Source organism: Streptomyces sp. NPDC006711, from assembly GCF_042869775.1.
Classification (GTDB): Bacteria; Actinomycetota; Actinomycetes; order Streptomycetales; family Streptomycetaceae; genus Streptomyces.
The window spans coordinates 69,079-91,652 of sequence record NZ_JBIAGO010000010.1; the positions used below are offsets into that span (position 1 = coordinate 69,079).

The window sequence follows — 22,574 nt, forward strand, 5'->3', positions numbered from 1 at the left end:
TTCGCTCCTCAGGCGGATGCGTGCTCGGCGATGACCGCGCGAGCCGCGTCGAGGTCGGCGGGGGTCTTCAGGGCGAGGGTCTTGACGCCGGGCATCGCGCGCTTGGCGAGGCCGGTCAGGGTGCCGCCCGGGCACAGCTCGATCAGCGCCGTCGCGCCCAGCTCGGTGAAGGTCTCCATGCACCGGTCCCAACGGACCGGACTGGAGACCTGGTTGACCAGGCGGGCCACGATGTCCTGGCCGCTCGCCACGGCCTGGCCGTCCGCGTTGGAGACGTAGGTCAGGCGCGGCTGCGCGATGTCGAGCGACTTCGCGGCCTCGGCCAGCTCCGCCACGGCCGGGGCCATGTGGTGGGTGTGGAAGGCTCCGGCGACCTTGAGGGCCACCACCTTGCGCACGCCCTCGGGCTTGTCGGCCTCCAGCGCGGCCAGCTGCTCGGCGGTGCCCGCGGCCACGATCTGGCCCGCGCCGTTCACGTTGGCCGGCGTCAGACCCAGCTTCTCCAGGTGCGGCAGCACGTCATCGGGCGCGCCGCCGAGCAGCGCGGCCATGCCGGTCGGCGTGACGGCGGCGGCCTTGGCCATGCCCAGACCACGCTTGCGCACGAAGCCCAGCGCGGCCTCGTCCGACAGGACGCCCGCGATGGCGGTGGCGGTGATCTCGCCCACGCTGTGCCCCGCGACGGCGCCCGGGGAGACCTCACCCAGCGCCGAGGCGGCCAGCAGACCGGCGGCGACCAGCAGGGGCTGGGCCACGGCGGTGTCACGGATCGCGTCGGCGTCCGCCTGCGTGCCGTAGTGGACGAGGTCGAGACCGATGGCGTCCGACCATCCGGCGAGCCGGTCGGCGGCGCCGGGCAGTTCGAGCCAGGGGGTCAGGAAGCCGGGCGTCTGAGCGCCTTGGCCGGGAGCGACGAGTACGAGCACTCTCACACTCTCTCTTGTGGACGGCTCCGTACGCCCGTGGGGACAGGGACGAAGAACCGTCGGGGGAATTGTGGGTGTCCGACAAAAGTCTAGGACTGTGAATCTCCGTCGGCCAGGCGCCCCAGGATCAGCGCGATCCGCAGCGTGAACGCGGAGCGCACATCGGAGGGTGACCATCCGGTGACGTCCGTCACACGTCGCAGCCGGTAGCGGACGGTATTGGGGTGGACGAACAACATCCGGGCGGCGCCCTCGAGGCTGCTCGCCTGCTCCAGATAGACACTCAGGGTTTCCAGGAGCGCCGAGCCCGCCTCTTCCAGCGGTCTGTAGATCTCCTCCACCAACTGCTCGCGCGCGGCAGGATCGGAGGCGATCGCGCGCTCCGGCAGCAGATCGTCCGCGAGGACCGGCCTCGGCGCGTCCTGCCAGGCCGAGCACGCCTTCAGTCCCGCGGCCGCCGCCTGCGCGGACCGGGTCGCGGCCAGCAGGTCGGGCACGATGGGCCCGGCCACCACGGGGCCCGCGGCATAGGGCCCGATCAGACCCTTCGCCACCTGGAGCGGATTGTCGCTGCCGCCCGCGATGACCACCAGACGGTCACCGAGCACCCCGGTGAGCACCTGGAGCTTGGTGTGCCGCGCCGCCCGCCGGATCGCCTCCACGGTCAGCTCGCTGTCGCCGTCGGGCGCCGTACCGAGCACCACGCACACGTGCTCGGGCGAATTCCAGCCGAGGGCCGCGGCCCTGGACACGGCGCCCTCGTCCGCTTCACCGGAGAGCACCGCGTTGACCACAAGGGATTCGAGCCGCGCGTCCCAGGCGCCGCGCGCCTCGGCGGCCTGCGCGTACACCTGGGCCGTGGCGAAGGCGATCTCGCGGGCGTACACGAGCAGCGCCTCACGCAGGATCGACTCGTCGCCCGGCGCCGCGACCTCGTCGATCGCGGTCTCCATGACCTCGATGGTGGTGCGCACCATCTCCACGGTCTGGCGCAGGGTGATGGCCCGGGTCAGTTCGCGCGGGGCGGTGCCGAAGACGTCGGTCGAGATCGCCTGGGGCGTCTCGGGATGCCGGAACCACTCGGTGAAGGCCGCGATGCCGGCCTGGGCGACCAGACCGATCCAGGAGCGGTTCTCCGGCGGCATCGCCCGGTACCACGGCAACGTCGCGTCCATGCGGGCGATCGCGTTCGCCGCGAGCCGTCCCGAGGACTGCTCCAGGCGTTTGAGGGTCGCCGCGTGCGGATGGGCATTCTTCGCGGGGTGTTCGGGATCGGGTGCTGGCACGGGGACAAGAGTGCCTTATCGGCAACCCTCCGCGCCGGGCCGGGGTGAGTCCGGGTGACAAACGGCTCGGGCCGGCGCCGCCGGGTCTACCGTGGTGGGCGTGATTTCAGTCAGGCGCGGCGACGAGCGCTACCCGGGCGGGGAAGCGGACGCCGGCATCGAGTCCCTGCACGCCTTCTCCTTCGGCCGCTTCTACGACCCGGACAACCTGCGCTTCGGGCCGGTGCTCGCGTGCAACGAGGAACGGCTCGCGCCCGGCGCGGGCTTCGACGAGCATCCGCACAGCCACACCGAGATCGTGACCTGGGTGATCGAGGGTGAGCTCACCCACCGCGACTCGGCGGGCCACACCACGCGGGTGCGCCCGGGAGACGTGCAGTGGCTGAGCTCGGCGGCCGGCGTGCGGCACGAGGAGCGCAACGAGGGCGTACAGCCGCTGGTCTTCCTCCAGATGTGGCTCGCCCCGGCCGAGCCCGGCGGCGTCCCCGCCTACGACGTCGTGCGCGCCGTCGCGGACTCCACGCCGTACGCGGTCCGCCCGGCGGGGGCCATGCTCCACGTGCGGCGCCTCGCGCCCGGCGCGCGCACCGAGGTGCCCGACGCGCCGGGCGTGTACGTCCATGTCGTGCGCGGTCGCGTGCGCCTGGCGCAGGACGTGCTGGCGCCGGGCGACTCCGCGCGGATCAGCGCCGCCGGCGGCCTGGACCTGGTGGCCGAGGACGCCGCCGAAGTGCTGCTGTGGGAGCTCAGCTCCGGGTGAACTCGGCGAGCACCGCGTCGGTGAACACCGGCCACACCTCGGCCGCCCAGGGCCCGAAAGCGCGGTCGGTCAGGGCGACGCAGGCCAGGCCCGCGTCCGGGTCGCACCACAGGAACGTACCGGCCTGGCCGAAGTGGCCGAAGGTGCGCGGCGAGGACGAACTGCCGGTCCAGTGCGGGGACTTGGCGCCCCGGATCTCGAAGCCGAGCCCCCAGTCGTTGGGGTTCTGGTGGCCGTAGCCGGGCAGCACGCCCTTGAGGCCCGGGTACTGCACGTGCGTGGCCTCGGCGACCGTGGCCGGGTGCAGCAGCCGGGGCGCCTGGAGTTCCGCCGCGAACTTCGCGAGGTCTTCGACGGTGGAGACGCCGTCCTTGGCCGGGGAGCCCTCCACGCTGCTCGCGTCCATGCCGAGCGGCGCGAACACGGCCTGACGGACGTAGTCGGCGAAGGGGATGCCCGACTGCTTGGCGATGTGGTCGCCCAGGACCTCGAAGCCCGCGTTGGAGTACAGCCGGCGATCACCGGGGGGCGCCATCACGCGGTGCTCGTCGAAGGCGAGGCCGGAGGTGTGCGCGAGCAGGTGCCGTACGGTGGCGCCGGCGGGCCCGGCCGGCTCGTCGAGCTCGATGGCGCCCTCCTCGTACGCGACGAGGGCCGCGTAGGCGGCGAGCGGCTTGGTGACGGAGGCCAGCGGGAACCGGTGGGACACCGTTCCGTGCGCGCCGGCCAGTGTTCCGTCCGCCCGCACCACCGCCGCCGCGGCGGTGGGCACGGGCCAGGTCTCTATGATCCGCAGGCTCTCCATGCGTACGAGCCTAGCCCGCGCCCCAGCGCCCGACGCGCCCGCGTCGGGCTCCGTCCGGTTGCCGCGAGCGCCCGGGCGGTGTGCGGTGGAGGCGAGCGGAGGCACGCGGGAGGATCCGGGGCCCAAATCGCTTGCTTGGAGTGCACTCCAAGGTCCTAGCGTGGAGGTCATGACGGTGATCGACAGCACGGCGGTGAAGGTCGCGGCACGGGTCCGGCAGGGGCTGTGCGCGACGGAACCGCCCCACCCCCGCCCCGACGGCCAGGACCGCTACACCATCAGCGAAGTGGTGGCGTGCACCGGACTCACCGCGCACACCTTGCGCTGGTACGAACGCATCGGCCTGATGCCGCACGTGGACCGCTCGCACACCGGGCAGCGCAGGTTCAGCAACAAGGACCTGACCTGGCTGGCCTTCGTCGGCAAGCTCCGCCTGACCGGCATGCCGGTCGCGAGCATGGTCCGCTACGCCGAACTCGTCCGCGAGGGAGCGCACACCTTCGAGGAGCGCCAGGAGCTCCTCGAGCAGACCCGGCGCGACGTCATCGCGCGCATGGCGGAGCTCCAGGACACGCTCGCCGTACTCGACTACAAGATCGACTTCTACGCGGACGCCCGCAGGGCGTCCGAAGCGGACGCCTTCCCGGCGTCGGAAAGGGCCTGAACCCCCATGAGCGAGAACCCGGTTGAGAAGATCAGCACCGTACGGCTCGGCGCCGACGGGCCGATGATCGGTGTCCAGGGCTTCGGCGCCATGGGCATCAGCGAGTTCTACGGCGACACCGACGAGGCCGCCGCGCGCGACACCCTGGAGGCGACCGTCGAGGCGGGCGTCACCCTCATCGACACCGCCGACGTCTACGGCTCCGGCGCCAACGAACGCTTCCTCGCGCCCTTCCTCGCCGCCCACCGCGACGAGGTGACCCTGGCCACCAAGTTCGCCATCGAGCGCCGCGCCGACGACCCGCACTACCGGGGCATCAACAACAGCCCGGCCTACATCAAGAAGGCCGTCGAGGCGAGCCTGCGCCGCCTGGACATCGAGGTCATCGACCTCTACTACATGCACCGCCGCAACCCCGAGGTGCCGCTCGCGGAGTCCGTCGGCGCGATGGCCGAGCTGGTACGGGAGGGCAAGGTCAAGCACCTGGGCCTGAGCGAGGTCACCGGCGCCGAACTGCGCGAGGCGCACGCCGTGCACCCCATCACCGCGCTCCAGTCGGAGTGGTCGGTCTTCAGCCGCGACGTCGAGCGCAGCGCCGTGCCGGCCGCGGCCGAACTCGGCGTCACCTTCGTGCCGTACTCGCCGCTGGGCCGCGGCTTTCTGACCGGCGCGTTCGCCGACGCGGGCAAGGACTTGGCCGACGGCGACTTCCGCAGGCACCAGCCCCGCTTCACCGGTGACAACGCCGCCGCCAACGCGGCCCTGCTCGAACCGCTGCACAAGATCGCGGCGGCGCACGGCGCGACGACCGCGCAGATCGCGCTGGCCTGGGTGCAGCAGCGGGCCCAGGTGCACGGCCTGACCGTCGTACCGATCCCCGGTACCCGCAAGCGCGGCCGCCTCCTGGAGAACACCGGCGCCACCCGCATCACCTTGAGCGCCGAGGAGCTGGCGCTGCTTGAACCCATCGCCGGGCAGGTGGCGGGCGACCGCTACCCGGACATGTCGTCCACCTCGGCGGCCCGCGAGCAGTAGGCCGCCCGCCGCCACCCCGGACTCCTGGCTCCTGGCTACAGCCCCGTAAGGATCTTGCCGCCTACAGCTCCGCCAGGAGCTCCGCCTTCTTCGCGCTGAACTCGTCGTCCGTCACCAGGCCCGCCCGGTGCAGGTCCCCGAGGTGGCGGATGCGTTCCGCGATGTCCGCGGGGTCGCGCCGGTCCGCCGGGACCGGGACGATCTGGTGCGGGATCGAGAGGCCTGCCCCACCCGCCCCACCGGCACCGCCGCCCCGCACGGCCGCCAGGACCGCGGCGGCGAAGGGCAGCGACTCGTGCACCGGGCCGTAGCCGAGGCCGAAGACCACGGATGCCGGATCGCGGTCGGCGGGTCCGGCGAAACCTTCCGTCCCGTCCGTCGCGCGCGGCAGCAGCCGCAGATGTCCGTCGAAGACCTCGGGGGAGCGCCATTCGACGCCGCCGAGCCGGGCGACGGGGAAGGTCTGGTCGCCGGCCTTCCACTTCTCCGAGGAGGCGCCCGTCCAGAACCAGCGGAAGGTGACCTGCTTGCCGTCGAAGCCGGCCCGGCCGTCGTACGCCTTGAAGCTCAGCGGGGCCTCGGGCGCCGCCACCAGATGACGTTCGGCCGTGTCACCGGCGTGTGCCACCAAGGAGGAGCGCAGTTCGTCGGCGTAGTACTCGGCCAGCATCTCGCGCTCGGCCGGCAGCACCAGGCGGTAGGGGTCACAGGACTCCTTGAGCTGGCCGGCGGCGGCTTCCATCAGCGGATCGGCGCCAGGTCTCGGCACCGCGTGCAGCACCACCGTGCCGCGTTTGCCCGGGCGGAGCGTCACCGACTCCAACGCCTCGTAGGGGATGCGTCGTTCCCGCAGCGCCTGGAAGAGCTTCGGCGCGCGGATCCCCCGTTCGAAGCGGATGAGCACGGAGTCGGTCCCGAACTCCCAGGTGGCATGAATTCCGGCCAGCACATCACCCATGCGCCTCATCGTAGGCGGCGCGGGCCCCCGCGTCCCCCCTCCGAGAAAACCCCGTCCTCGCCCCGCCGCACGGGACGACCCGCGTCGTCTACGCGTGTCCGCCCGCCGTCGCGTCCGTCAAGCCGCGGACCGGACGGACATTCCGCTGGAGCAGTCGGCGTCGGCGGCGGCGCAGCCGACCGCCTGGTACGCGCCAACTCCGATGGCGGCGAAGTTGGCGAGGCTGCGGGTGCCGGGCTCGAAATAGCCGGTGTGGCCGATCGCTCCGGCAGCCGACATGACGCGGGCGCCGAAGGCGGCCGAGACCGGGTCCGCGCCGTGGCCGAGGCCCGCGACGTCCAGGTACGGCACGTCCTGGATCCAGTCGTCCTTGTCGCGCATCGCCCAGACCTGGGCCGAGGTGCCCAGCTGCGCGGCGTCGCGCACCCGCATGCCGGGGCTGCCCGCCACCGCGATGTCACTGACGCGGGACGGCAGTGCACGGGTGGAGACCCCGCACACCACGGAGCCGTAGCTGTGGCAGAACAGCTCGACCCGCGAGGTCCCCGGCAGCGCCCGCACCATGGCGGAAAGGCGTACCGCGCCCTCTTCGGCCAGCCTGCCGATCGCCGCGTCGATGCCGAGCCCGACCGGCGCCGTGTAGTCGGCCCAGGCGATCACGGCGGTTCTGGTGCCGGGCGAGGCGGCCTGCTCGGCCGCGTACAGGGACTCGGCCATGCCGACCGGGGCGGTGTTCTTGCGGCTGGACTTCTCGAAGGTCAAGACGTTGGTGTCGACCCCGGGGACGATCACCGAGACCCGCTCGGCGTGGTCCAGATCACCGAAGACCTCCGCGACCCGGCCGGTGTCGGAGGGGTCGAAGGCGAGGATCTGGCGGTCGTCGTCGAGCAGTGACGCGAACCGGCGCATCCGTCGGTTCGCGTCCTGGCGGCCGTCGGCGGAGAGCCTGGGATCGACCGTGCGTTTCTGCTCGACGGCGCGGGCCTCGGTGAGCGCGGCCCGGTTGGCGCGGTAGCGCAGGGATACGGGGGCGCCGTTCAGGTTGCCCACGACCAGCGGGTAGCGGTCGGCCAGCTCGTCGCGCTCGTGGGAGGTGAGCGTGCCGAAGAAGTGCGCGAGCTGCTGCGCGGTGCCGTCGGCACCGGGCAGCTTGTGGCCCTCTATCGTGCCCCGCGCCCAGGCCGCGAGGGCTTTGGCGCGAGGCGCGGAGTCGTCGGCGTGGCCGCGGATCGCCGTCCAGCCGGAGGTCGCGAGCATGACGAACACGACGGCGAGCGCGAGCAGCGCGCGCCAGGCGTTCAGCGTGGGGGAGGAGTCGAAGGAAGTCACTGCGGACCACATTAAGAGACCCAGGAGGCCCCTCGTACCGACAGTGACTCAGATCACGTTTGAACTCGGCGTGGCCTCACCAAGAGCGCGCGCGGGCGCACGCTCCGTACGGCGCGGGCGCCGCCGGCCCCGCCGCGCCCCCTTCGCGTCAGGAGCGCCAGTCGTCGGCGAGGGCGGGGCCGAGGTGATCCATGTAGGCGCAGGTGAGCTCGCGGATCGCCGCCACGCTCATGTCCTCGCCCTTCCCCCAGAGACAGCCGGCCACCCGCATCACCCCGGTGAAGGCGGCCACCGCCACCCGGGGCCTGGGGTCGGCGTCCACGTCCAGGCCCTCGCGCTCGGCGATCAGGCGCGCGATGTGCTCCTCCAGCTCCACCGAGCGGCGCAGATGGACGGCGAGCAGCGCGGGGGTCGACTCGATCACCTGGTACGTACGCATGTAGAGGGTGACCGGCACCACGGGGGACAGGCGCTCCTCGATGGTGTCCCAGGCCGAGAGCACCGAACGGCGCATCGCGGTGAACGGGCCCTCCCCGGGCGGCCGTTCGCGCAGCGCGTCGATGAAGTGCCCCTCCACGGTGGACTGGGCGGCGAAGACCACGGCCTCCTTGTTGGCGAAGTAGCGGAAGAACGTGCGCTGCGAGACGTCGACCGCTTCGGCGATCTCGTCGATGGTCGTCCGCTCGTACCCCTGGGTCGTGAACAGTTCGAGGGCCACCCGCAGCAGGGCGTCGCGGGTGCGCTGCTTCTTCAGCTCGCGCAGGCCGCCCGAGGGCGCCACCGGCCGCTGCTCCACCGTCACTTCAGGGTCTCTTTTCGTCGCGTGCCAGTCGTATGGCCGGTCCGGATACCGGCCAAATATCCACCGCATTCCAGCCGAATCCCAGCCATATCCGGCCGTATTCGGCACGCTCAGTCTAGCTGTGAGCCATGTGACAGCCACCGACTTGTGAAATGGTTTGTCAACTGTCAGCCGCTGACACTAGCCTCGAACGCATGACTAGTCATACCGCCGTGGAAATGGCGCCGCAGGACGAGATACCGGCGCCGGCCAAGGGGCTGCGCGGCCACCCCTGGCTGACGCTCTTCGCCGTGGCCATCGGCGTGATGATGGTCGCGCTCGACGGCACCATCGTGGCCATCGCGAACCCGGCCATCCAGCACGACCTGGACGCCTCGCTCCAGGACGTCCAATGGATCACCAACGGCTACATGCTGGCCCTGGCCGTCTCGCTGATCACCGCGGGCAAGCTCGGCGACCGCTTCGGCCACCGCCAGACCTTCCTCATCGGTGTCGTCGGCTTCGCCGCCGCGTCCGGGGCCATCGGCCTGTCCCACAGCGTCACCTACGTCATCGCCTTCCGCGTGCTCCAGGGCCTGTTCGGCGCGCTCCTGATGCCGGCCGCGCTCGGCCTGCTGCGCGCCACCTTCCCGGCCGAGAAGCTGAACATGGCGATCGGCATCTGGGGCATGGTCATCGGCGCCTCCACGGCGGGCGGCCCGATCCTGGGCGGCGTGCTCGTCGAGCACGTCAGCTGGCAGTCCGTGTTCTTCATCAACGTGCCGGTCGGCGCGATCGCGCTGGTGCTTGGCCTGCTGATCCTGCGCGACCACCGCGCGCAGAACGCCCCGAAGTCGTTCGACGTCCTGGGCATCCTGCTCCTCTCGGTCGCGATGTTCTGCATGATCTGGGCCCTCATCAAGGGCTCGGAGTACGGCTGGGGCAGCGGGAAGACCCTCGGGTTCATCGCGGCCGCGGTGATCTGCTTCGTGCTCTTCGCACTGTGGGAGACCAAGGTCAAGGAACCGCTGATCCCGCTCGGCCTGTTCCGCTCCGTCCCGCTCTCGGCGGGCACGGTCTTGATGATCCTCATGGCGTTCGCCTTCATGGGCGGCCTCTTCTTCGTCACCTTCTACCTTCAGAACGTGCACGGCATGACGGCCGTCGACAGCGGGCTCCACCTGCTGCCGCTGACCGGCATGATGATCGTCGCCTCGCCCGTCGCGGGCATCCTGATCACCAAGCTCGGTCCGCGTATCCCGCTGGTCGGCGGCATGGTCTGCACCGCCGTCGCCATGTTCGGCATGTCCCGGCTGACCATCGGCACGGGCACCGCCACCATGTCGATCTGGTTCGCGCTGCTCGGCATGGGCCTGGCCCCCGTGATGGTCGGCGCCACCGAGGTCATCGTCGGCAACGCGCCGCTTGAGCTGTCCGGCGTCGCGGGCGGTCTCCAGCAGGCCGGCATGCAGGTGGGCGGCTCGCTCGGCACCGCCGTGCTCGGCGCGGTGATGTCCTCGCAGGTCACCTCCAAGCTCCCCGAGAACTGGGCCGCCGCCAAGCTCCCGCCCCTGAGCCCCAAGGACTCCTCCGACCTGTCCAAGGCGGTCGAGGTCGGCATGGGCCCGGCCAAGCCGGGTACGCCGCCGGAGATCGCGGCCAGGATCGCGGGCGTCGCGCACGACACGTTCGTGTCGGGCATGAGCGCCGCGTTCACCGTCGCCGGGGTCGTGGCGGTGCTCGCGGCGGCGGTCGCGATGTTCACCAAGCGCGGCGAGAACGCGCAGGCGGGTGCGGGCGCGGGTCACATCTGACCGGGCCGGCCCGGTGGTCCGGCGGGCGCCGCGCGCCTCGATCCCCTTAATCCCCCTATCCCATACGGGAGTTCAGGGTGTGGGGGAGCCGAGGCGTGGTACCCGGTTCTGTGGAGGCCGAGCCGACAACCTCAGGGAGTGATGATGGCGGGCTTCGGACACACGAGCCGTACGCGCAGGACCCCCCGGTCACGGAACCGCATGTGGCCCCGGACCGGGCCGGACCGCGCGACGCTGGGCATCATCGGGCTCGTCTGCGCGGTCGCGGGGTTCTTCGTCCTGTCGATCGTCCTGGGGCCGGTGGCGATGGCCTGCGGCTGGGAGGCGATGGGGCGCCGCCGGGCCTCCGGTGCGGTGCCGGCCTGGGTCGCTCTGATCCTGGGCGCGATCGATACGGTGCTGGCCATCGTCTGGCTGGTGGGCTGAGCGTCTGGGGGTGGCCGGGCCCACCCCGTCCCTGCCGGGGGCGAGGGGGAACGCGGCGAGCCCACCCGCACCCGGGCCCCCGGGGCTCCGCCCCAGACCCCGGGGTGCCCCTCCCCACCCCTTCCCTAAACCCTCCGGGGGCAAAGGGAAAACCCCTGGGGCTCCGCCCCAGACCCCGTTCGGCCTGAACGGCCTCGTCCTCAATCTCCCCCAAGGCCTTAAGGGCCAGGGGGGACCCCCATGACGGGCTGAGGGTGCCGGTGCGGGCCAGCACCGCCCCCGCCAGGGGCGCGGGGAACGGCGCGAGCAACCACGCACGGACCGGCACCCGAGGTCCGACCTTTCAAGGGGCGCGGGGAACTGCGCGAGCAACCGCGCACGGACCGGCACCCGAGGTCCGACCCATTAAGGGGCGCGGGGAACTGCGCAAACCAGCCACGCGTGGCTACAGGCGGCCACGCGCGGAGGGCGAGGCCGGCGGGGGAGCAACCCCGCCGGCGCCCACCGCACCGCATCCGTACCCCGCAACCCCAGCGGAGCGCCTACGCGTCGCCCCCCGCCACCCCCGGCTCAGCCGCACTCACATCCAGCAACCGGTACCGGTCGACCGCCTGCTTGAGCGCCGAACGGTCGACCTTCCCCTCCCGGGCCAGCTCCGTGAGCACGGCCAGCACGATCGACTGCGCGTCGATGTGGAAGAAGCGCCGCGCCGCACCCCGCGTGTCCGCGAAGCCGAACCCGTCCGCGCCGAGCGACTGGTACGTGCCGGGAACCCAGCGCGCGACCTGGTCGGGCACGGCCCGCATCCAGTCGGAGACGGCCACGAAGGGCCCCTGCGCGCCCTGGAGCTTGCGCGTGACGTACGGGACGCGCTGCTCCTCCTCGGGGTGCAGCAGGTTGTGCTCCTCCACCTCGACGGCGTCACGACGCAGCTCGTTCCAGGACGTCGCCGACCAGACGTCGGCCCGTACGTTCCACTCCTCGGCGAGGATCCGCTGCGCCTCGATGGCCCACGGCACGGCGACACCGGACGCCATGATCTGCGCCGGGATGGCGCCCGAGGCACCGGGGGCGACGCGGTGGATGCCCTTGAGGATGCCGTCCACGTCGACGTCCGACGGCTCGGCCGGGTGCTGGATCGGCTCGTTGTAGACCGTGAGGTAGTAGAAGACGTCCTCACTCTCGGGCCCGTACATCCGGCGCAGACCGTCCTTGACGATGTGCGCGATCTCGTAGCCGTACGCCGGGTCGTAGGCGACACAGGCCGGGTTGGTCGAGGCCAGCAGGTGCGAGTGCCCGTCGGCGTGCTGCAACCCCTCGCCGGTCAGCGTCGTACGCCCGGCGGTCGCGCCGAGGACGAATCCGCGCGCCAACTGGTCGGCCATCTGCCAGAACTGGTCGCCGGTGCGCTGGAAACCGAACATCGAGTAGAAGACGTACACCGGGATCAGCGGCTCGCCGTGCGTGGCGTACGCCGAACCCGCGGCGATCAGGGACGCCGTGCAGCCGGCCTCGGAGATGCCGTCGTGCAGCATCTGGCCCGTGGGCGACTCCTTGTAGGCGAGCAGGAGTTCGCGGTCGACCGCCTCGTACTGCTGGCCCAGCGGGTTGTAGATCTTGGCGCTCGGGAAGAACGCGTCCATGCCGAAGGTGCGGTACTCGTCGGGCGCGATCAGCACGAAACGCCTGCCGATCTCCTTGTCCCGCATCAGGTCCTTCAGGATGCGCACGAACGCCATCGTCGTGGCGATCGACTGCTGGCCCGAGCCCTTCTTGGCGGCCGCGTACGTCTTGTCCTCGGGCAGCGGCAGCGGCTTGGCGCGCACCACGCGCGTCGGCACATAGCCACCGAGCCCGAGCCGGCGGTCGTGCATGTACTGGATCTCCTCGGACTTGCGCCCGGGGTGGTAGTACGGCGGCGCGCCGCCCTCCAGCTCCTTGTCCGTGATCGGGATGTGCAGCCGGTCGCGGAAGCCCTTCAGGTCGTCGACCGTCAGCTTCTTCATCTGGTGGGTCGCGTTGCGGCCCTCGAAGTTGGGCCCGAGCGTCCAGCCCTTGACGGTGTGGGCCAGGATCACGGTCGGCTGGCCCTTGTGCGCCTTGGCCGCCGCGAACGCCGCGAAGATCTTCTTGTGGTCGTGGCCGCCGCGCCCGAGGTGCAGGATCTGCTGGTCGGTCATGCCCTCGACCATGGCCCGCAGCCGGTGGTCGTCGCCGAAGAAGTGCTCACGGATGTAGGCGCCGGTCTCGGTGGCGTACGTCTGGAACTGGCCGTCCGGCGTGGTGTTCATCTTGTTGACCAGGATGCCGTCGCGGTCCTGGGCGAGCAGCGGGTCCCAACTGCGGTCCCAGATCAGCTTGATGACGTTCCATCCGGCGCCGCGGAACTGCGACTCCAGCTCCTGGATGATCTTGCCGTTGCCGCGTACCGGGCCGTCGAGGCGCTGGAGGTTGCAGTTGACGACGAAGGTCAGGTTGTCCAGGTTCTCGCGGGCCGCGATGGACAGCTGGCCCAGCGACTCGGGCTCGTCCATCTCGCCGTCGCCGAGGAAGGCCCACACGTGCGAGTTGGAGGTGTCGGCGATGCCGCGCGCCTCCATGTAACGGTTCATCCGCGCCTGGTAGATCGCGCCGAGCGGGCCGAGGCCCATCGAGACGGTCGGGAACTCCCAGAAGTCCGGCATGAGCCGCGGGTGCGGGTAGGAGGAGAGCCCGTACGGGGCCTTCGACTTCTCCTGGCGGAACGCGTCGAGCTGCTGCTCGCTGAGCCGGTCGAGCAGGTAGGCGCGGGCGTAGATGCCGGGGGAGGCGTGGCCCTGGAAGAAGATCTGGTCGCCGCCGTCCTCCTCCTTGCCGCGGAAGAAGTGGTTGAAGCCGACGTCGTACAGGGAGGCGGAGGAGGCGAAGGTCGCGATGTGGCCGCCGACGCCGATGCCGGGGCGCTGCGCACGGGAGACCATCACGGCCGCGTTCCAGCGGGTCGCGTTGAGGACCTTGCGCTCGATCTCCTCGTTGCCGGGGAAGAACGGCTCGTCCTTGGTGGCGATCGTGTTGACATAGTCCGAGCTGCGCATCTCGGGCACGGCCACGCGCTTCTCGCGCGCCCGCTCGATCAGCCGGAGCATCAGATAGCGGGCCCGTTCCCGGCCGCGTTCGTCGACGGCGGCGTCCAGGGAGTCGAGCCACTCCTGGGTCTCTTCGGGATCGAAGTCCGGGACCTGGCTCGGCAGGCCGCCAATGATGATCGGGTTGCGATCGGATCCGGAAGCCACGCTGTTCCTTCACTGTCGGGGGATGCGGGGACAGCCAATTGTGCGCCGCATCCCATCGTGTACCGCTGGGGCGCAAACGTCATCTCTACCGCGAGGTAACCGTCACCGGAGCAGGAAGTAGGCTCAGGGCCTGGACGGGTCGGGCCAAATCGCAACCTTACGCTCAACCCGGCCATCCGTTCCCGAAGGGTGTTCGAACCCGAGAGGGGTACCCGGAGGAACAGAACGGAACAAATAGTGACCAAGCGTGTGGGATGAATCACCGGCGGGGATGCGGATGTCCCTGAACACGGCCACACTGGGCCCCGAAGGGCGGGTTCGGGTGCCGGGTACTTGCGAGATTCGTCCCGCCCGTGTGGACTACGCCCCATGCCCCGCGTACGCGCGCGGCTGGAGAACTTACCGAATCAAGATCAGGAGGCAAGCCGTGAGCGCGACCGCGGACCACGCGGAGGAGCGGACCAACCCGGCCATGAGGCTGGGGTTCGAGCCCGGACAGGTGGTCCAGGAGATCGGTTACGACGACGACGTCGACCAGGATCTCCGCGAGGGCATCGAGTCCCTGATTGGCCAGGATCTCGTCGACGAGGACTATGACGACACAGCCGATGTCGTGCTGTTGTGGTTCCGGGACGAGGACGGCGACCTTACGGACGCGCTGGTGGACGCCATCGGTCTTCTGGAGGACGCCGGCACCATCTGGCTGCTGAGCCCGAAGACCGGCCGGGACGGATACATCGAGCCCAGCGACATCCAGGACGCGGCGCAGACCGCCGGCCTGTCGCCGGCCAAGAGCGTCAGCGTCGCCAAGGACTGGTCGGGCACCCGCCTGAAGTCCGGCAAGCGCTGATCCCTCCTCACGCCCCAAGGGCCCCCTCAGGCTGTTGCCCGAGGGGGCCCTTGGCGTGGCGGGGTGCGTAGGGTGGGTGTCACCAGATCGGCCCAGTGAAGGGAAGGCGTTTTGATGGCTATCGAGGTCGGCACCAAGGCCCCGGAGTTCGAGCTCAAGGACAACCACGGCAGGACCGTGAAGCTCAGCGACTTCCGCGGTGAGAAGAACGTGGTGCTGCTCTTCTACCCGTTCGCCTTCACCGGCGTCTGCACGGGCGAGCTGTGCGAACTGCGTGACAACCTGCCGAAGTTCGTCAACGACGACACCCAGCTGCTCGCCGTCTCCAACGACTCCATCCACACCCTGCGCGTCTTCGCCGAGCAGGAGGGCCTGGAGTACCCGCTGGTCTCCGACTTCTGGCCGCACGGCGAGGTCAGCCGCGCGTACGGCGTCTTCGACGAGGACAAGGGCTGCGCGGTGCGCGGCACCTTCGTCATCGACAAGGAAGGTGTGGTCCGCTGGAGCGTGGTGAACGGCCTTCCGGACGCGCGCGACCTGAACGACTACGTCAAGGCGCTCGACACCATCTGAGCGCGCGGCGCCGCCGGACCGGCCGGGCGACACCTGACGCGTCGTTCGGCCGAATCGTCTGTTTGACCCGGGAACCGGTCACTAGGATCCATTCGTTGATCCGATGCCAACGCACGACGGGGACGCTGACCTAGCTTGCCCCTCACACCATTGGGAGGACTCGTGGGAGTCAGCCTCAGCAAGGGCGGCAACGTCTCGCTGACCAAGGCCGCCCCCAACCTGACCGCGGTCATCGTCGGTCTGGGATGGGACGCACGCACCACCACCGGGGGTGACTTCGACCTGGACGCCAGTGCCCTGCTGACCAACGACCAGGGCAAGGTCACCAACGACTCGAACTTCGTGTTCTTCAACAACCTCAAGAGCCCCGACGGCTCGGTCGAGCACACCGGTGACAACCTCACCGGTGAGGGCGAGGGCGACGACGAGGTCATCAAGGTGAACCTGGCCGCGGTGCCGGCCGACGTCGCCAAGATCGTCTTCCCGGTCTCGATCTACGAGGCCGAGTCCCGCCAGCAGTCCTTCGGCCAGGTGCGCAACGCCTACATCCGCGTGGTGAACCAGGCGGACAACTCCGAGCTGGCGCGCTACGACCTGAGCGAGGACGCCTCGACGGAGACCGCGATGGTCTTCGGCGAGCTGTACCGCAACGGCGCGGAGTGGAAGTTCCGCGCCATCGGCCAGGGTTACGCCTCGGGCCTGCGCGGCATCGCGCAGGACTTCGGCGTCAACGTCTGAGGCCGGCCTCCGACCGCAGGCCCCCCAACTTCACCTTGGGGGGCCTTCGCGGCGCTATGCGTCGCACGCCCGCTCATGACTGATCGGTGCGGCCGAGGCTCCCGGCCCGGATCACCTCGGCGACCCGCTCGGCCAGGTACGCCGGGAGCTGACCCACGTCGACCCAGGCCGTCCCCTTGCGGCTCACGGTGGGCCGCAAGCGCGCCGTACGGCCGGCCCCGGCCCCCATCCCGTCCAGGGCTTCCCTGAGCGCGTCGGTGGCGTGCTGCGCGCGGTCCCAGGCGTCGCGCCATTCTCGCATCTCCACTACCTCGCCCGGCCCGGGTGAGGGTGGTTGCGAACCTCCGCCGCCGCGTCGTACGCCGCGCTCCACTTCTCGGCCGCCTTGGCCTCACCCAACTCCCTCACCAGCGCGGCACACACCCCGCACCCATCGGCCGGCGCACAGCCGTACAGGTACGCCTCCACCGCCCCGGCCAACTCCACGGGCGGGCGCGGGTACTTGAGCGGACTGGTCATGGCTTCCTCTCGTCGGAGTCCTCGTTACCGCACAAGTGTCAGCCTGGCGCGGACCGTCGCCTAGAGAGTTTCCTGTTCGCGCAAAAAGCCGTCCCGGATGGAAGCGATCAATTCCCGCATATCCTCTCCAGCAACAGCATGACGCGCGAATCCATCAAACTTTGACGTGTAGAGCGCTATATCCCGGGGATCGGTCACCACGGTCTCTGCATGGACAGTCTCAACGGTCACCGTGCGCTCATCCTTGATGGAGAACGAATGCCCCGGAAAGTCCACCTGTGGGGCGGCCAGGGGCACCACTCGAATATCCACGTTGGGGAGCCGGGATACGGATATTACCCTGTCCAACTGTCCAACCATCAGTAGCGGGGCCACAATCCGCCAGCGAAGCACAGGTTCCGTAATGATGAACCGAAACGCCTTGCCGGCATCATAAAGCGCGGCTCGCCGTGCCAGCCTCGCACTGATCGTCAGATCCAGTTGCGCCTCGGTGAGGTTCCTGCGCGCGAAGACGGCTCGAATGTACTCCGGTGTTTGGAGGAGGCCAGGGATCAGTGACGGCTGAAACAGACGGAAGAGGTGAGTCTGAGATTCCAGAGCCTGAATCTGTTGTTGCTTTCGGTTGTACCCCAGTCGTCGGATCAGGCGCCAAGGGGTGATCTCAGTCGCTGCTGCTCGCGCGGCAGCCATGTACTCGGCCTTGATCTCTTCTGGAACAGCCAGCGCGCTGAGGATGCAGTCCACGTCAGTGACGCTCGGAGACGTGTTGCCGTTCTCGATCTTGGACAGTTTGGACCTGGACATGGCAGCGCTACGAGCCACTGCCTTGGCCTCCATACCGGAGGACTCGCGCAGCGCCCGTAGCGCAGAGCCGAGACTGGATCTGTTCACTCGCCGTACTGGGCCCACCATTCGGGGAACGGAACGGCCGAAGCCATCGCCGTATCCCGGTACCGGCGGAACTCCGACCGTTTGTCTTCACCGATGAAGTCGACGCCGAGGTACTTACCCTCACCGTCGTACTTCATGGCGCCAATCGTCTGGTCATCGAACATCCAGAAGTCGGGAGCGTCCGGGACAGGGTTCCCCTGGCTGGTGGTGTCCAGGATGAAGAACTCTTCTCCGGCAGTCATGTTGCGAATGTAGCCCCACGACAACTCGAACCGAAGATAGTCGGTCAGCGGACGTGCCAACACGTGTACGCGGTAGATGCGCTTTCCCGCCTGCACCGCGTCGCTTACTGTCCTGACCCATCCGGCCGCTTTGTATTCCTCCGGTTGAGGTTTCCCGGCAAGGAAGGCTTGGTAGGCGTCCACGCCGCCGGACTGGCTGTAATCGTCCAGGGTTTCCAGTCGGAAAGCTTCCCGCTCGAAGTCTTCGAACCAGTCACCCGCACCTTGTACGGCGAGCGTCCCCCTGTCGGTGGCGTAGATCGTCGGGCAATCGCCCTCGTCACAGACCCCGACCAAGAGCGTCAGTTCTGTTGCCACTGGGCCCCCTCCGCTTCAGGTGTCGTGTCCGATGTTCGCGGCCCCTCATGGCGGTGGCAAGGGGATCGAGTTTCCTCTACTGGAAACCGCCCCCACGCGCTGAGGTGTCCTGGCCCGGACGGCCCGCGGGCCGGCACCCACCCATGACGGCGCCCCCAAACGCACCCACCCCCCACCCCACCCCCAAAGGCACGGAAACGGCCCGGAACCCGCCGGGAATGCGATCAGGGCATGTAGGCTCTGACCTGTGCGTTTGGCTGTGCCGGACGGGGGTGCTATAGGCCCTGGTCACAGGGGCTGAGGGCTTCGGCGTGCCGTCGGAGCCCGCCGCTTTTTCGCCCGGCCCGCCGCCCCCGAAAGGCGCGGCGCCGGACGCGCTCGCCACCTGTTCCACTTATCGGGGAGGACACGATCATGGGCGTCACGCTCGCCAAGGGAGGCAATGTCTCCCTCTCCAAGGCCGCACCGAACCTCACGCAGGTCCTCGTCGGCCTCGGCTGGGACGCGCGCTCCACCACCGGAGCCGACTTCGACCTGGACGCCAGCGCGCTGCTGTGCGCCAACGGACGCGTCCTGGGCGATGAGTACTTCGTCTTCTACAACAACCTCACGAGCCCCGAGGGCTCCGTCGAGCACACCGGCGACAACCTCACGGGCGAGGGGGAGGGCGACGACGAGTCCCTGATCGTCGACCTGACGAAGGTGCCCGCCGGCTGCGACAAGATCGTCTTTCCGGTCTCGATCCACGACGCCGACAACCGGGGCCAGACCTTCGGGCAGGTCGCCAACGCGTTCATCCGCGTGGTCAACCAGGCCGACGGCCAGGAGCTGGCCCGCTACGACCTCAGCGAGGACGCCTCGACGGAGACCGCGATGATCTTCGGCGAGCTGTACCGCTACGGCGGCGAGTGGAAGTTCCGGGCCGTCGGCCAGGGGTACGCATCGGGTCTGCGCGGCATCGCCCTAGACTTCGGGGTCAACGTCTCCTAAAGAGATCACCCGGTTGCCCTCAAATCGAGCGCCGATCGGGGCGGTCCCTGCAAGGGGGCCCGGGGGTCCGCCTCCGGGAGACAGCTGCGTCAAGCCGCGCGCGGTGGCGGGGGGACACCCGCTCTTCGTCGGGTCGGCCCGCTCTACACGATGGGGAAGTCAGTGCTTCTGAAAACCTTCGGCTGGTCATTCGTGATCACCGCGATCGGCCTGGCCCTGGCCGTGCTCTACGACGGCTGGACCGCCCTCGGGGTCGTCGCCATCCTGGCGGTCCTGGAGATCTCGCTGTCCTTCGACAACGCGGTGGTCAACGCCGGAATCCTGAAGAAGATGAACGCCTTCTGGCAGAAGATCTTCCTCACGGTCGGCGTCCTCATCGCCGTCTTCGGCATGCGCCTGCTCTTCCCCGTCGTCATCGTCGCCATCAGCGCCAAGATCGGTCCCATCGACGCGGTCGACCTGGCCCTGAACGACGCGGACCGCTACCAGCAGCTGGTGACCGACGCGCACCCCTCCATCGCCGCCTTCGGTGGCATGTTCCTCCTGATGATCTTCCTCGACTTCATCTTCGAGGACCGCGACATCAAGTGGCTCGCCTGGCTCGAGCGCCCGCTGGCCAAGCTCGGCAAGATCGACATGCTCTCGGTCTGCATCGCCCTGATCGCGCTGCTCATCGCCTCCATGACGGTGGCCACCCACGCCCACCAGCACGGCGGCGCGCACGTGGACAAGGCGCAGACGGTCCTGATCTCCGGCATCGCCGGCCTCATCACCTACCTTGTCGTCGGCGGCCTCTCGGGCTACTTCGAGAACCGCCTCGAAGAGGACGAGGAGCGCGAGCACGAGCAGGAGGAAGAGGCCAAGCGCACCGGCAGCAAGGTGTCCGCCGTCGCCATGGCCGGCAAGGCCGCCTTCTTCATGTTCCTCTACCTGGAGGTCCTGGACGCGTCGTTCTCCTTCGACGGCGTGATCGGCGCCTTCGCCATCACCAACGACATCGTCCTGATGGCGCTCGGCCTCGGCATCGGCGCGATGTACGTACGGTCGCTCACCGTCTACCTGGTCCGCCAGGGCACCCTGGACGACTACGTCTACCTGGAGCACGGAGCGCACTACGCGATCGGTGCGCTGGCCGTGATCCTGCTCGTCACCATCCAGTACGAGATCAACGACGTGATCACGGGTCTGGTCGGCGTCGTCCTCATCGCGTGGTCCTTCTTCTCCTCCGTGCGCCGCAACCGGCGGATCGCGGCGGCCGGCGGCGAGGACGCGGGCGAACCGGCGGAAGTCGGCTCCGGGGTGTGACCCCGGTGCTTCCGGAGCGCACGCCCCAGGGCGTGTGATCCGCCCTCGAATGAGGAACGCTCTGAGCGGGGCGGTCACGAGGCTCTGGCCTCGCCGGCCGCCCCGCGTGTGTGTCGCCGGTCCGGTGCCGGCGTGTGCGGGGACGGTTCACGACCTATGGGGTGGGGGCAATGGCGTTCTGGGACGGCCTGTGGCGAGGCAAGGCCTCACAGTTCGACTCGGGCAGCGCGGCGACCAACACGATCGAGCTGACCCGACGGCACAACACGGTCTCGCTCGGCAAGCAGGGCGCCAACACCGGCAGCCTGCGGGTCAACCTGTCATGGCGGATGCGGACCTCGGACTTCGGCGGCAAACCCGAGCAGGGCGGGCGGCTGCTGCGCCACCCGCTCCAGTTCTTCAAGCCGGAGATGGTCCAGGGCCACACCCAGTCCATGGTCAACGTGGACCTCGACCTGGGCTGTCTGTACGAACTCCAGGACGGCACCAAGGGAGTCGTCCAGCCGCTCGGCAACTTCTTCGGCGCCACCAACAAGCCGCCGTACGTGGAGTGCAGCGGCGACGACCGCTTCGGTTCGGCCTCCGGCGAGACGGTCTTCGTCAACCTGGACCACCGCGACGAGATCAAGCGGCTGCTGATCTTCGTCTACATCTACGACCAGACGCCGGCCTTCGACCGCACCCACGCCAAGGTGACGCTGTATCCGAGCAACGGCCCGCGCATCGAGATCGAACTCGACGAGCGCGCGCCCGAGGCCCGCTCCTGCGCCGTGGTCTCCATCGAGAACGTCAAGGGCGACATGGTGGTGCGCCGCGAGGTGAAGTTCGTGTACGGCTTCCAGGCCGAGCTCGACCGGCTGTACGGCTGGGGGCTCCAGTGGGGCCGCGGCTACAAGACCAAGGCCTGAGCCGCGGCCGCCCCGGGCGTCGCGCTAGGGGGTGTCTGGTGGACCATGGCCGGGGGCGCGGCGTCTGGCACGGCACCTCGCGGCGTTGCCGAATCGCCCCGATAACTCCGCTATCGAGACGCTCCGGCGCCTTGCGATGCACCGCACCAGACGCCGCGCCCTGACCGACCCTGATCCACCAGACACCCCCTAGGAGCGGATGAACTGCGGCCCCATGGGCGGCAGTACGAACGCGGGGTCCGGCGTGAGGGCCGGGGCAGGCGCCGGGACGCTCTGGGGGTAGCCGTACGCGGGCCCCGGCGAGGCCGGCTGCGGATAGCCGTAGGAGGGCGCCGCGGCCGGCGGCCTCGCCGGGGGAGCGGGGTGCGGATAGCCGTAGGCGGGCGGGGCCGCGTGCCTGGGCAGCGGCTGGGGCACGGACGGCGCACTGGGCGCGCTCGGGGCGCCAGGGGCGCTCGATGAGTTGGACGCGCTGCCGGCGCTGTCAGGACCGCCGACGCCGTCGACGCCGCTCGCGCTGTCCGCGCCGGCCACGCCCTCGCCGTCGTCCACCGAGATGCCGTACTCGGTGGCGAGACCGACCAGGCCGGTGGGGTACCCCTGGCCCACCGCGCGGAACTTCCACCCCTCGCCACGGCGGTACAGCTCACCGCAGATGATCGCGGTCTCCTCGCCGGTCTCGGGTTTCACATCGAACAGCGCGACCGGCTCGCCCCCCGACGCCGCCGCGTCGAACAGCGCGATCCGCAGATCGCGCACGGCGCGGAAGGTCGCCCCGTCCGACGACGCGGTGATCAGCACGCGGTCCACGGACGGGTCGAGCGCCGACAGATCGGCCTCGACGGTGTCGGTCAGACCCTCCGCGACCCGCTTCTTGGGCAGCCGGCGCACCAGACCCGAGGGATGGCGCGGCTGGTTGTAGAAGACGAAGTCCTCATCCGAACGCACCCGTCCGTCGGCGGCGAGCAGCAGCGCCGAGGCGTCCACGTCCGGGACGTCGGCGCCGGGTGACCAGCGGAGCACGGCCCGTACGGCCGAAGCCTCCAGCGGGACGTTCGACCCCTTCAGCATCGCGTGCGTCATGCGGGTCATCCTGCCTCCCCGTGGGCCCCCCGGACAACGCGGGGACCGGCCCGGTCCCGTCC

At 69.8% G+C, this 22,574-nt stretch carries 23 protein-coding genes; 11 read left to right on the plus strand and 12 right to left on the minus strand.

All coding sequences use genetic code 11. The annotated features are described in order from the left end of the window. Nucleotides 1-8: 8 nt before the first annotated feature. Nucleotides 9-926 carry an ACP S-malonyltransferase gene (locus ACFYM2_RS20785; RefSeq protein WP_358999790.1) on the minus strand — a complete coding sequence of 306 codons (918 nt, stop codon included), beginning with the start codon at nucleotides 924-926 and terminating at the stop codon, nucleotides 9-11. Between the two features lie 89 nt (nucleotides 927-1,015). Next, nucleotides 1,016-2,212: a helix-turn-helix domain-containing protein gene (locus ACFYM2_RS20790; RefSeq protein WP_350230110.1), complete on the minus strand. Its 1,197-nt coding sequence runs from the start codon at nucleotides 2,210-2,212 to the stop codon at nucleotides 1,016-1,018. A gap of 100 nt (nucleotides 2,213-2,312) precedes the next feature. Between ACFYM2_RS20790 and ACFYM2_RS20795 the strand changes: the two genes are divergently transcribed. Beyond that, nucleotides 2,313-2,972, plus strand: a complete 660-nt coding sequence (locus ACFYM2_RS20795; RefSeq protein WP_358999787.1) for a pirin family protein — start codon at nucleotides 2,313-2,315, stop codon at nucleotides 2,970-2,972. On the opposite strand, the gene ACFYM2_RS20800 is transcribed toward ACFYM2_RS20795, so the two are convergent. Next, complete coding sequence (locus tag ACFYM2_RS20800; RefSeq protein WP_358999784.1) at nucleotides 2,959-3,777, minus strand: serine hydrolase domain-containing protein; 819 nt, start codon at nucleotides 3,775-3,777, stop codon at nucleotides 2,959-2,961. The genes ACFYM2_RS20795 and ACFYM2_RS20800 overlap by 14 nt on opposite strands. A 169-nt stretch (nucleotides 3,778-3,946) precedes the next feature. Between ACFYM2_RS20800 and ACFYM2_RS20805 the strand changes: the two genes are divergently transcribed. Together ACFYM2_RS20805 and ACFYM2_RS20810 are read left to right on the plus strand one after the other, a co-directional pair. Continuing rightward, nucleotides 3,947-4,441, plus strand: a complete 495-nt coding sequence (locus ACFYM2_RS20805; protein ID WP_358999782.1) for a MerR family transcriptional regulator — start codon at nucleotides 3,947-3,949, stop codon at nucleotides 4,439-4,441. 6 nt (nucleotides 4,442-4,447) lie between these two features. Beyond that, complete coding sequence (locus ACFYM2_RS20810) at nucleotides 4,448-5,476, plus strand: aldo/keto reductase (RefSeq protein WP_358999780.1); 1,029 nt, start codon at nucleotides 4,448-4,450, stop codon at nucleotides 5,474-5,476. A 61-nt stretch (nucleotides 5,477-5,537) separates the two neighbouring features. On the opposite strand, the gene ACFYM2_RS20815 is transcribed toward ACFYM2_RS20810, so the two are convergent. The 3 genes from ACFYM2_RS20815 to ACFYM2_RS20825 form a co-directional block, all read right to left on the minus strand. After that, complete coding sequence (locus ACFYM2_RS20815) at nucleotides 5,538-6,434, minus strand: DUF4429 domain-containing protein (RefSeq protein WP_388458010.1); 897 nt, start codon at nucleotides 6,432-6,434, stop codon at nucleotides 5,538-5,540. Between the two features lie 117 nt (nucleotides 6,435-6,551). Continuing rightward, nucleotides 6,552-7,763 carry an alpha/beta hydrolase gene (locus tag ACFYM2_RS20820; RefSeq protein WP_358999775.1) on the minus strand — a complete coding sequence of 404 codons (1,212 nt, stop codon included), beginning with the start codon at nucleotides 7,761-7,763 and terminating at the stop codon, nucleotides 6,552-6,554. Nucleotides 7,764-7,911: 148 nt separating this feature from the next. Further along, nucleotides 7,912-8,565, minus strand: a complete 654-nt coding sequence (locus ACFYM2_RS20825) for a TetR family transcriptional regulator (protein ID WP_358999772.1) — start codon at nucleotides 8,563-8,565, stop codon at nucleotides 7,912-7,914. A gap of 194 nt (nucleotides 8,566-8,759) precedes the next feature. Between ACFYM2_RS20825 and ACFYM2_RS20830 the strand changes: the two genes are divergently transcribed. Beyond that, nucleotides 8,760-10,358 carry an MFS transporter gene (locus tag ACFYM2_RS20830; RefSeq protein ID WP_388837928.1) on the plus strand — a complete coding sequence of 533 codons (1,599 nt, stop codon included), beginning with the start codon at nucleotides 8,760-8,762 and terminating at the stop codon, nucleotides 10,356-10,358. 141 nt (nucleotides 10,359-10,499) lie between these two features. Next, on the plus strand, nucleotides 10,500-10,784 hold the full coding sequence (locus ACFYM2_RS20835) for a small hydrophobic protein (RefSeq protein ID WP_358999767.1): 285 nt from the start codon (nucleotides 10,500-10,502) through the stop codon (nucleotides 10,782-10,784). Nucleotides 10,785-11,326: 542 nt separating this feature from the next. Here ACFYM2_RS20835 and aceE read toward each other — a convergent pair. After that, nucleotides 11,327-14,056, minus strand: coding sequence for a pyruvate dehydrogenase (acetyl-transferring), homodimeric type (gene aceE, locus ACFYM2_RS20840; protein ID WP_388837931.1), 2,730 nt, complete (start codon nucleotides 14,054-14,056; stop codon nucleotides 11,327-11,329). Nucleotides 14,057-14,483: 427 nt separating this feature from the next. Between aceE and ACFYM2_RS20845 the strand changes: the two genes are divergently transcribed. From ACFYM2_RS20845 to ACFYM2_RS20855, 3 genes are all read left to right on the plus strand, one after another. Next, a complete protein-coding gene (locus tag ACFYM2_RS20845; RefSeq protein WP_350230099.1) occupies nucleotides 14,484-14,906 on the plus strand; it encodes a DUF3052 domain-containing protein in 423 nt (140 codons plus the stop codon). A 114-nt stretch (nucleotides 14,907-15,020) separates the two neighbouring features. Beyond that, nucleotides 15,021-15,479 carry a peroxiredoxin gene (locus tag ACFYM2_RS20850; protein ID WP_359008987.1) on the plus strand — a complete coding sequence of 153 codons (459 nt, stop codon included), beginning with the start codon at nucleotides 15,021-15,023 and terminating at the stop codon, nucleotides 15,477-15,479. Between the two features lie 162 nt (nucleotides 15,480-15,641). Then, entirely contained in the window at nucleotides 15,642-16,217 is a 576-nt protein-coding gene (locus ACFYM2_RS20855) for a TerD family protein (RefSeq protein WP_350230097.1), read from the plus strand. Between the two features lie 73 nt (nucleotides 16,218-16,290). On the opposite strand, the gene ACFYM2_RS20860 is transcribed toward ACFYM2_RS20855, so the two are convergent. The 4 genes from ACFYM2_RS20860 to ACFYM2_RS20875 are packed head-to-tail and all read right to left on the minus strand — an operon-like array spanning nucleotide 16,291 to nucleotide 18,169. Then, nucleotides 16,291-16,518 (minus strand): hypothetical protein, encoded by a 228-nt coding sequence (locus ACFYM2_RS20860; protein WP_388837934.1) that lies wholly within the window; start codon nucleotides 16,516-16,518, stop codon nucleotides 16,291-16,293. 5 nt (nucleotides 16,519-16,523) lie between these two features. Continuing rightward, complete coding sequence (locus ACFYM2_RS20865; RefSeq protein WP_388837937.1) at nucleotides 16,524-16,736, minus strand: hypothetical protein; 213 nt, start codon at nucleotides 16,734-16,736, stop codon at nucleotides 16,524-16,526. 60 nt (nucleotides 16,737-16,796) lie between these two features. After that, complete coding sequence (locus ACFYM2_RS20870; RefSeq protein WP_388837940.1) at nucleotides 16,797-17,627, minus strand: helix-turn-helix domain-containing protein; 831 nt, start codon at nucleotides 17,625-17,627, stop codon at nucleotides 16,797-16,799. Continuing rightward, nucleotides 17,624-18,169 (minus strand): DUF6879 family protein, encoded by a 546-nt coding sequence (locus ACFYM2_RS20875; protein ID WP_359008997.1) that lies wholly within the window; start codon nucleotides 18,167-18,169, stop codon nucleotides 17,624-17,626. Before ACFYM2_RS20875 ends, ACFYM2_RS20870 begins: the two co-directional genes overlap by 4 nt. A 471-nt stretch (nucleotides 18,170-18,640) precedes the next feature. Here ACFYM2_RS20875 and ACFYM2_RS20880 point away from each other — a divergent pair, with 471 nt between their 5' ends. The 3 genes from ACFYM2_RS20880 (at nucleotide 18,641) to ACFYM2_RS20890 (ending at nucleotide 21,429) form a co-directional block, all read left to right on the plus strand. Beyond that, a complete protein-coding gene (locus ACFYM2_RS20880) occupies nucleotides 18,641-19,216 on the plus strand; it encodes a TerD family protein (RefSeq protein WP_350230091.1) in 576 nt (191 codons plus the stop codon). A gap of 162 nt (nucleotides 19,217-19,378) precedes the next feature. After that, nucleotides 19,379-20,521, plus strand: coding sequence for a DUF475 domain-containing protein (locus ACFYM2_RS20885; protein ID WP_359008995.1), 1,143 nt, complete (start codon nucleotides 19,379-19,381; stop codon nucleotides 20,519-20,521). 170 nt (nucleotides 20,522-20,691) lie between these two features. Beyond that, nucleotides 20,692-21,429 carry a Tellurium resistance gene (locus ACFYM2_RS20890; RefSeq protein WP_350230089.1) on the plus strand — a complete coding sequence of 246 codons (738 nt, stop codon included), beginning with the start codon at nucleotides 20,692-20,694 and terminating at the stop codon, nucleotides 21,427-21,429. Nucleotides 21,430-21,618: 189 nt separating this feature from the next. Here ACFYM2_RS20890 and ACFYM2_RS20895 read toward each other — a convergent pair whose 3' ends face one another. After that, nucleotides 21,619-22,512 (minus strand): TerD family protein, encoded by an 894-nt coding sequence (locus ACFYM2_RS20895; RefSeq protein WP_388838377.1) that lies wholly within the window; start codon nucleotides 22,510-22,512, stop codon nucleotides 21,619-21,621. Nucleotides 22,513-22,574 lie beyond the last annotated feature (62 nt).

Bases quoted from the DNA above. Each gene is read 5' to 3' on its own strand.
- ACFYM2_RS20880 (WP_350230091.1), top strand. From the start codon at position 18,641: ATGGGCGTCACGCTCGCCAAGGGAGGCAATGTCTCCCTCTCCAAGGCC.
- ACFYM2_RS20815 (WP_388458010.1), bottom strand. From the start codon at position 6,434: ATGGGTGATGTGCTGGCCGGAATTCATGCCACCTGGGAGTTCGGGACC.
- ACFYM2_RS20890 (WP_350230089.1), top strand. From the start codon at position 20,692: ATGGCGTTCTGGGACGGCCTGTGGCGAGGCAAGGCCTCACAGTTCGAC.
- ACFYM2_RS20830 (WP_388837928.1), top strand. From the start codon at position 8,760: ATGACTAGTCATACCGCCGTGGAAATGGCGCCGCAGGACGAGATACCG.
- ACFYM2_RS20865 (WP_388837937.1), bottom strand. From the start codon at position 16,736: ATGACCAGTCCGCTCAAGTACCCGCGCCCGCCCGTGGAGTTGGCCGGG.
- ACFYM2_RS20850 (WP_359008987.1), top strand. From the start codon at position 15,021: ATGGCTATCGAGGTCGGCACCAAGGCCCCGGAGTTCGAGCTCAAGGAC.
- ACFYM2_RS20810 (WP_358999780.1), top strand. From the start codon at position 4,448: ATGAGCGAGAACCCGGTTGAGAAGATCAGCACCGTACGGCTCGGCGCC.
- ACFYM2_RS20800 (WP_358999784.1), bottom strand. From the start codon at position 3,777: ATGGAGAGCCTGCGGATCATAGAGACCTGGCCCGTGCCCACCGCCGCG.
- ACFYM2_RS20835 (WP_358999767.1), top strand. From the start codon at position 10,500: ATGATGGCGGGCTTCGGACACACGAGCCGTACGCGCAGGACCCCCCGG.
- ACFYM2_RS20860 (WP_388837934.1), bottom strand. From the start codon at position 16,518: ATGCGAGAATGGCGCGACGCCTGGGACCGCGCGCAGCACGCCACCGAC.
- ACFYM2_RS20805 (WP_358999782.1), top strand. From the start codon at position 3,947: ATGACGGTGATCGACAGCACGGCGGTGAAGGTCGCGGCACGGGTCCGG.
- ACFYM2_RS20895 (WP_388838377.1), bottom strand. From the start codon at position 22,512: ATGACGCACGCGATGCTGAAGGGGTCGAACGTCCCGCTGGAGGCTTCG.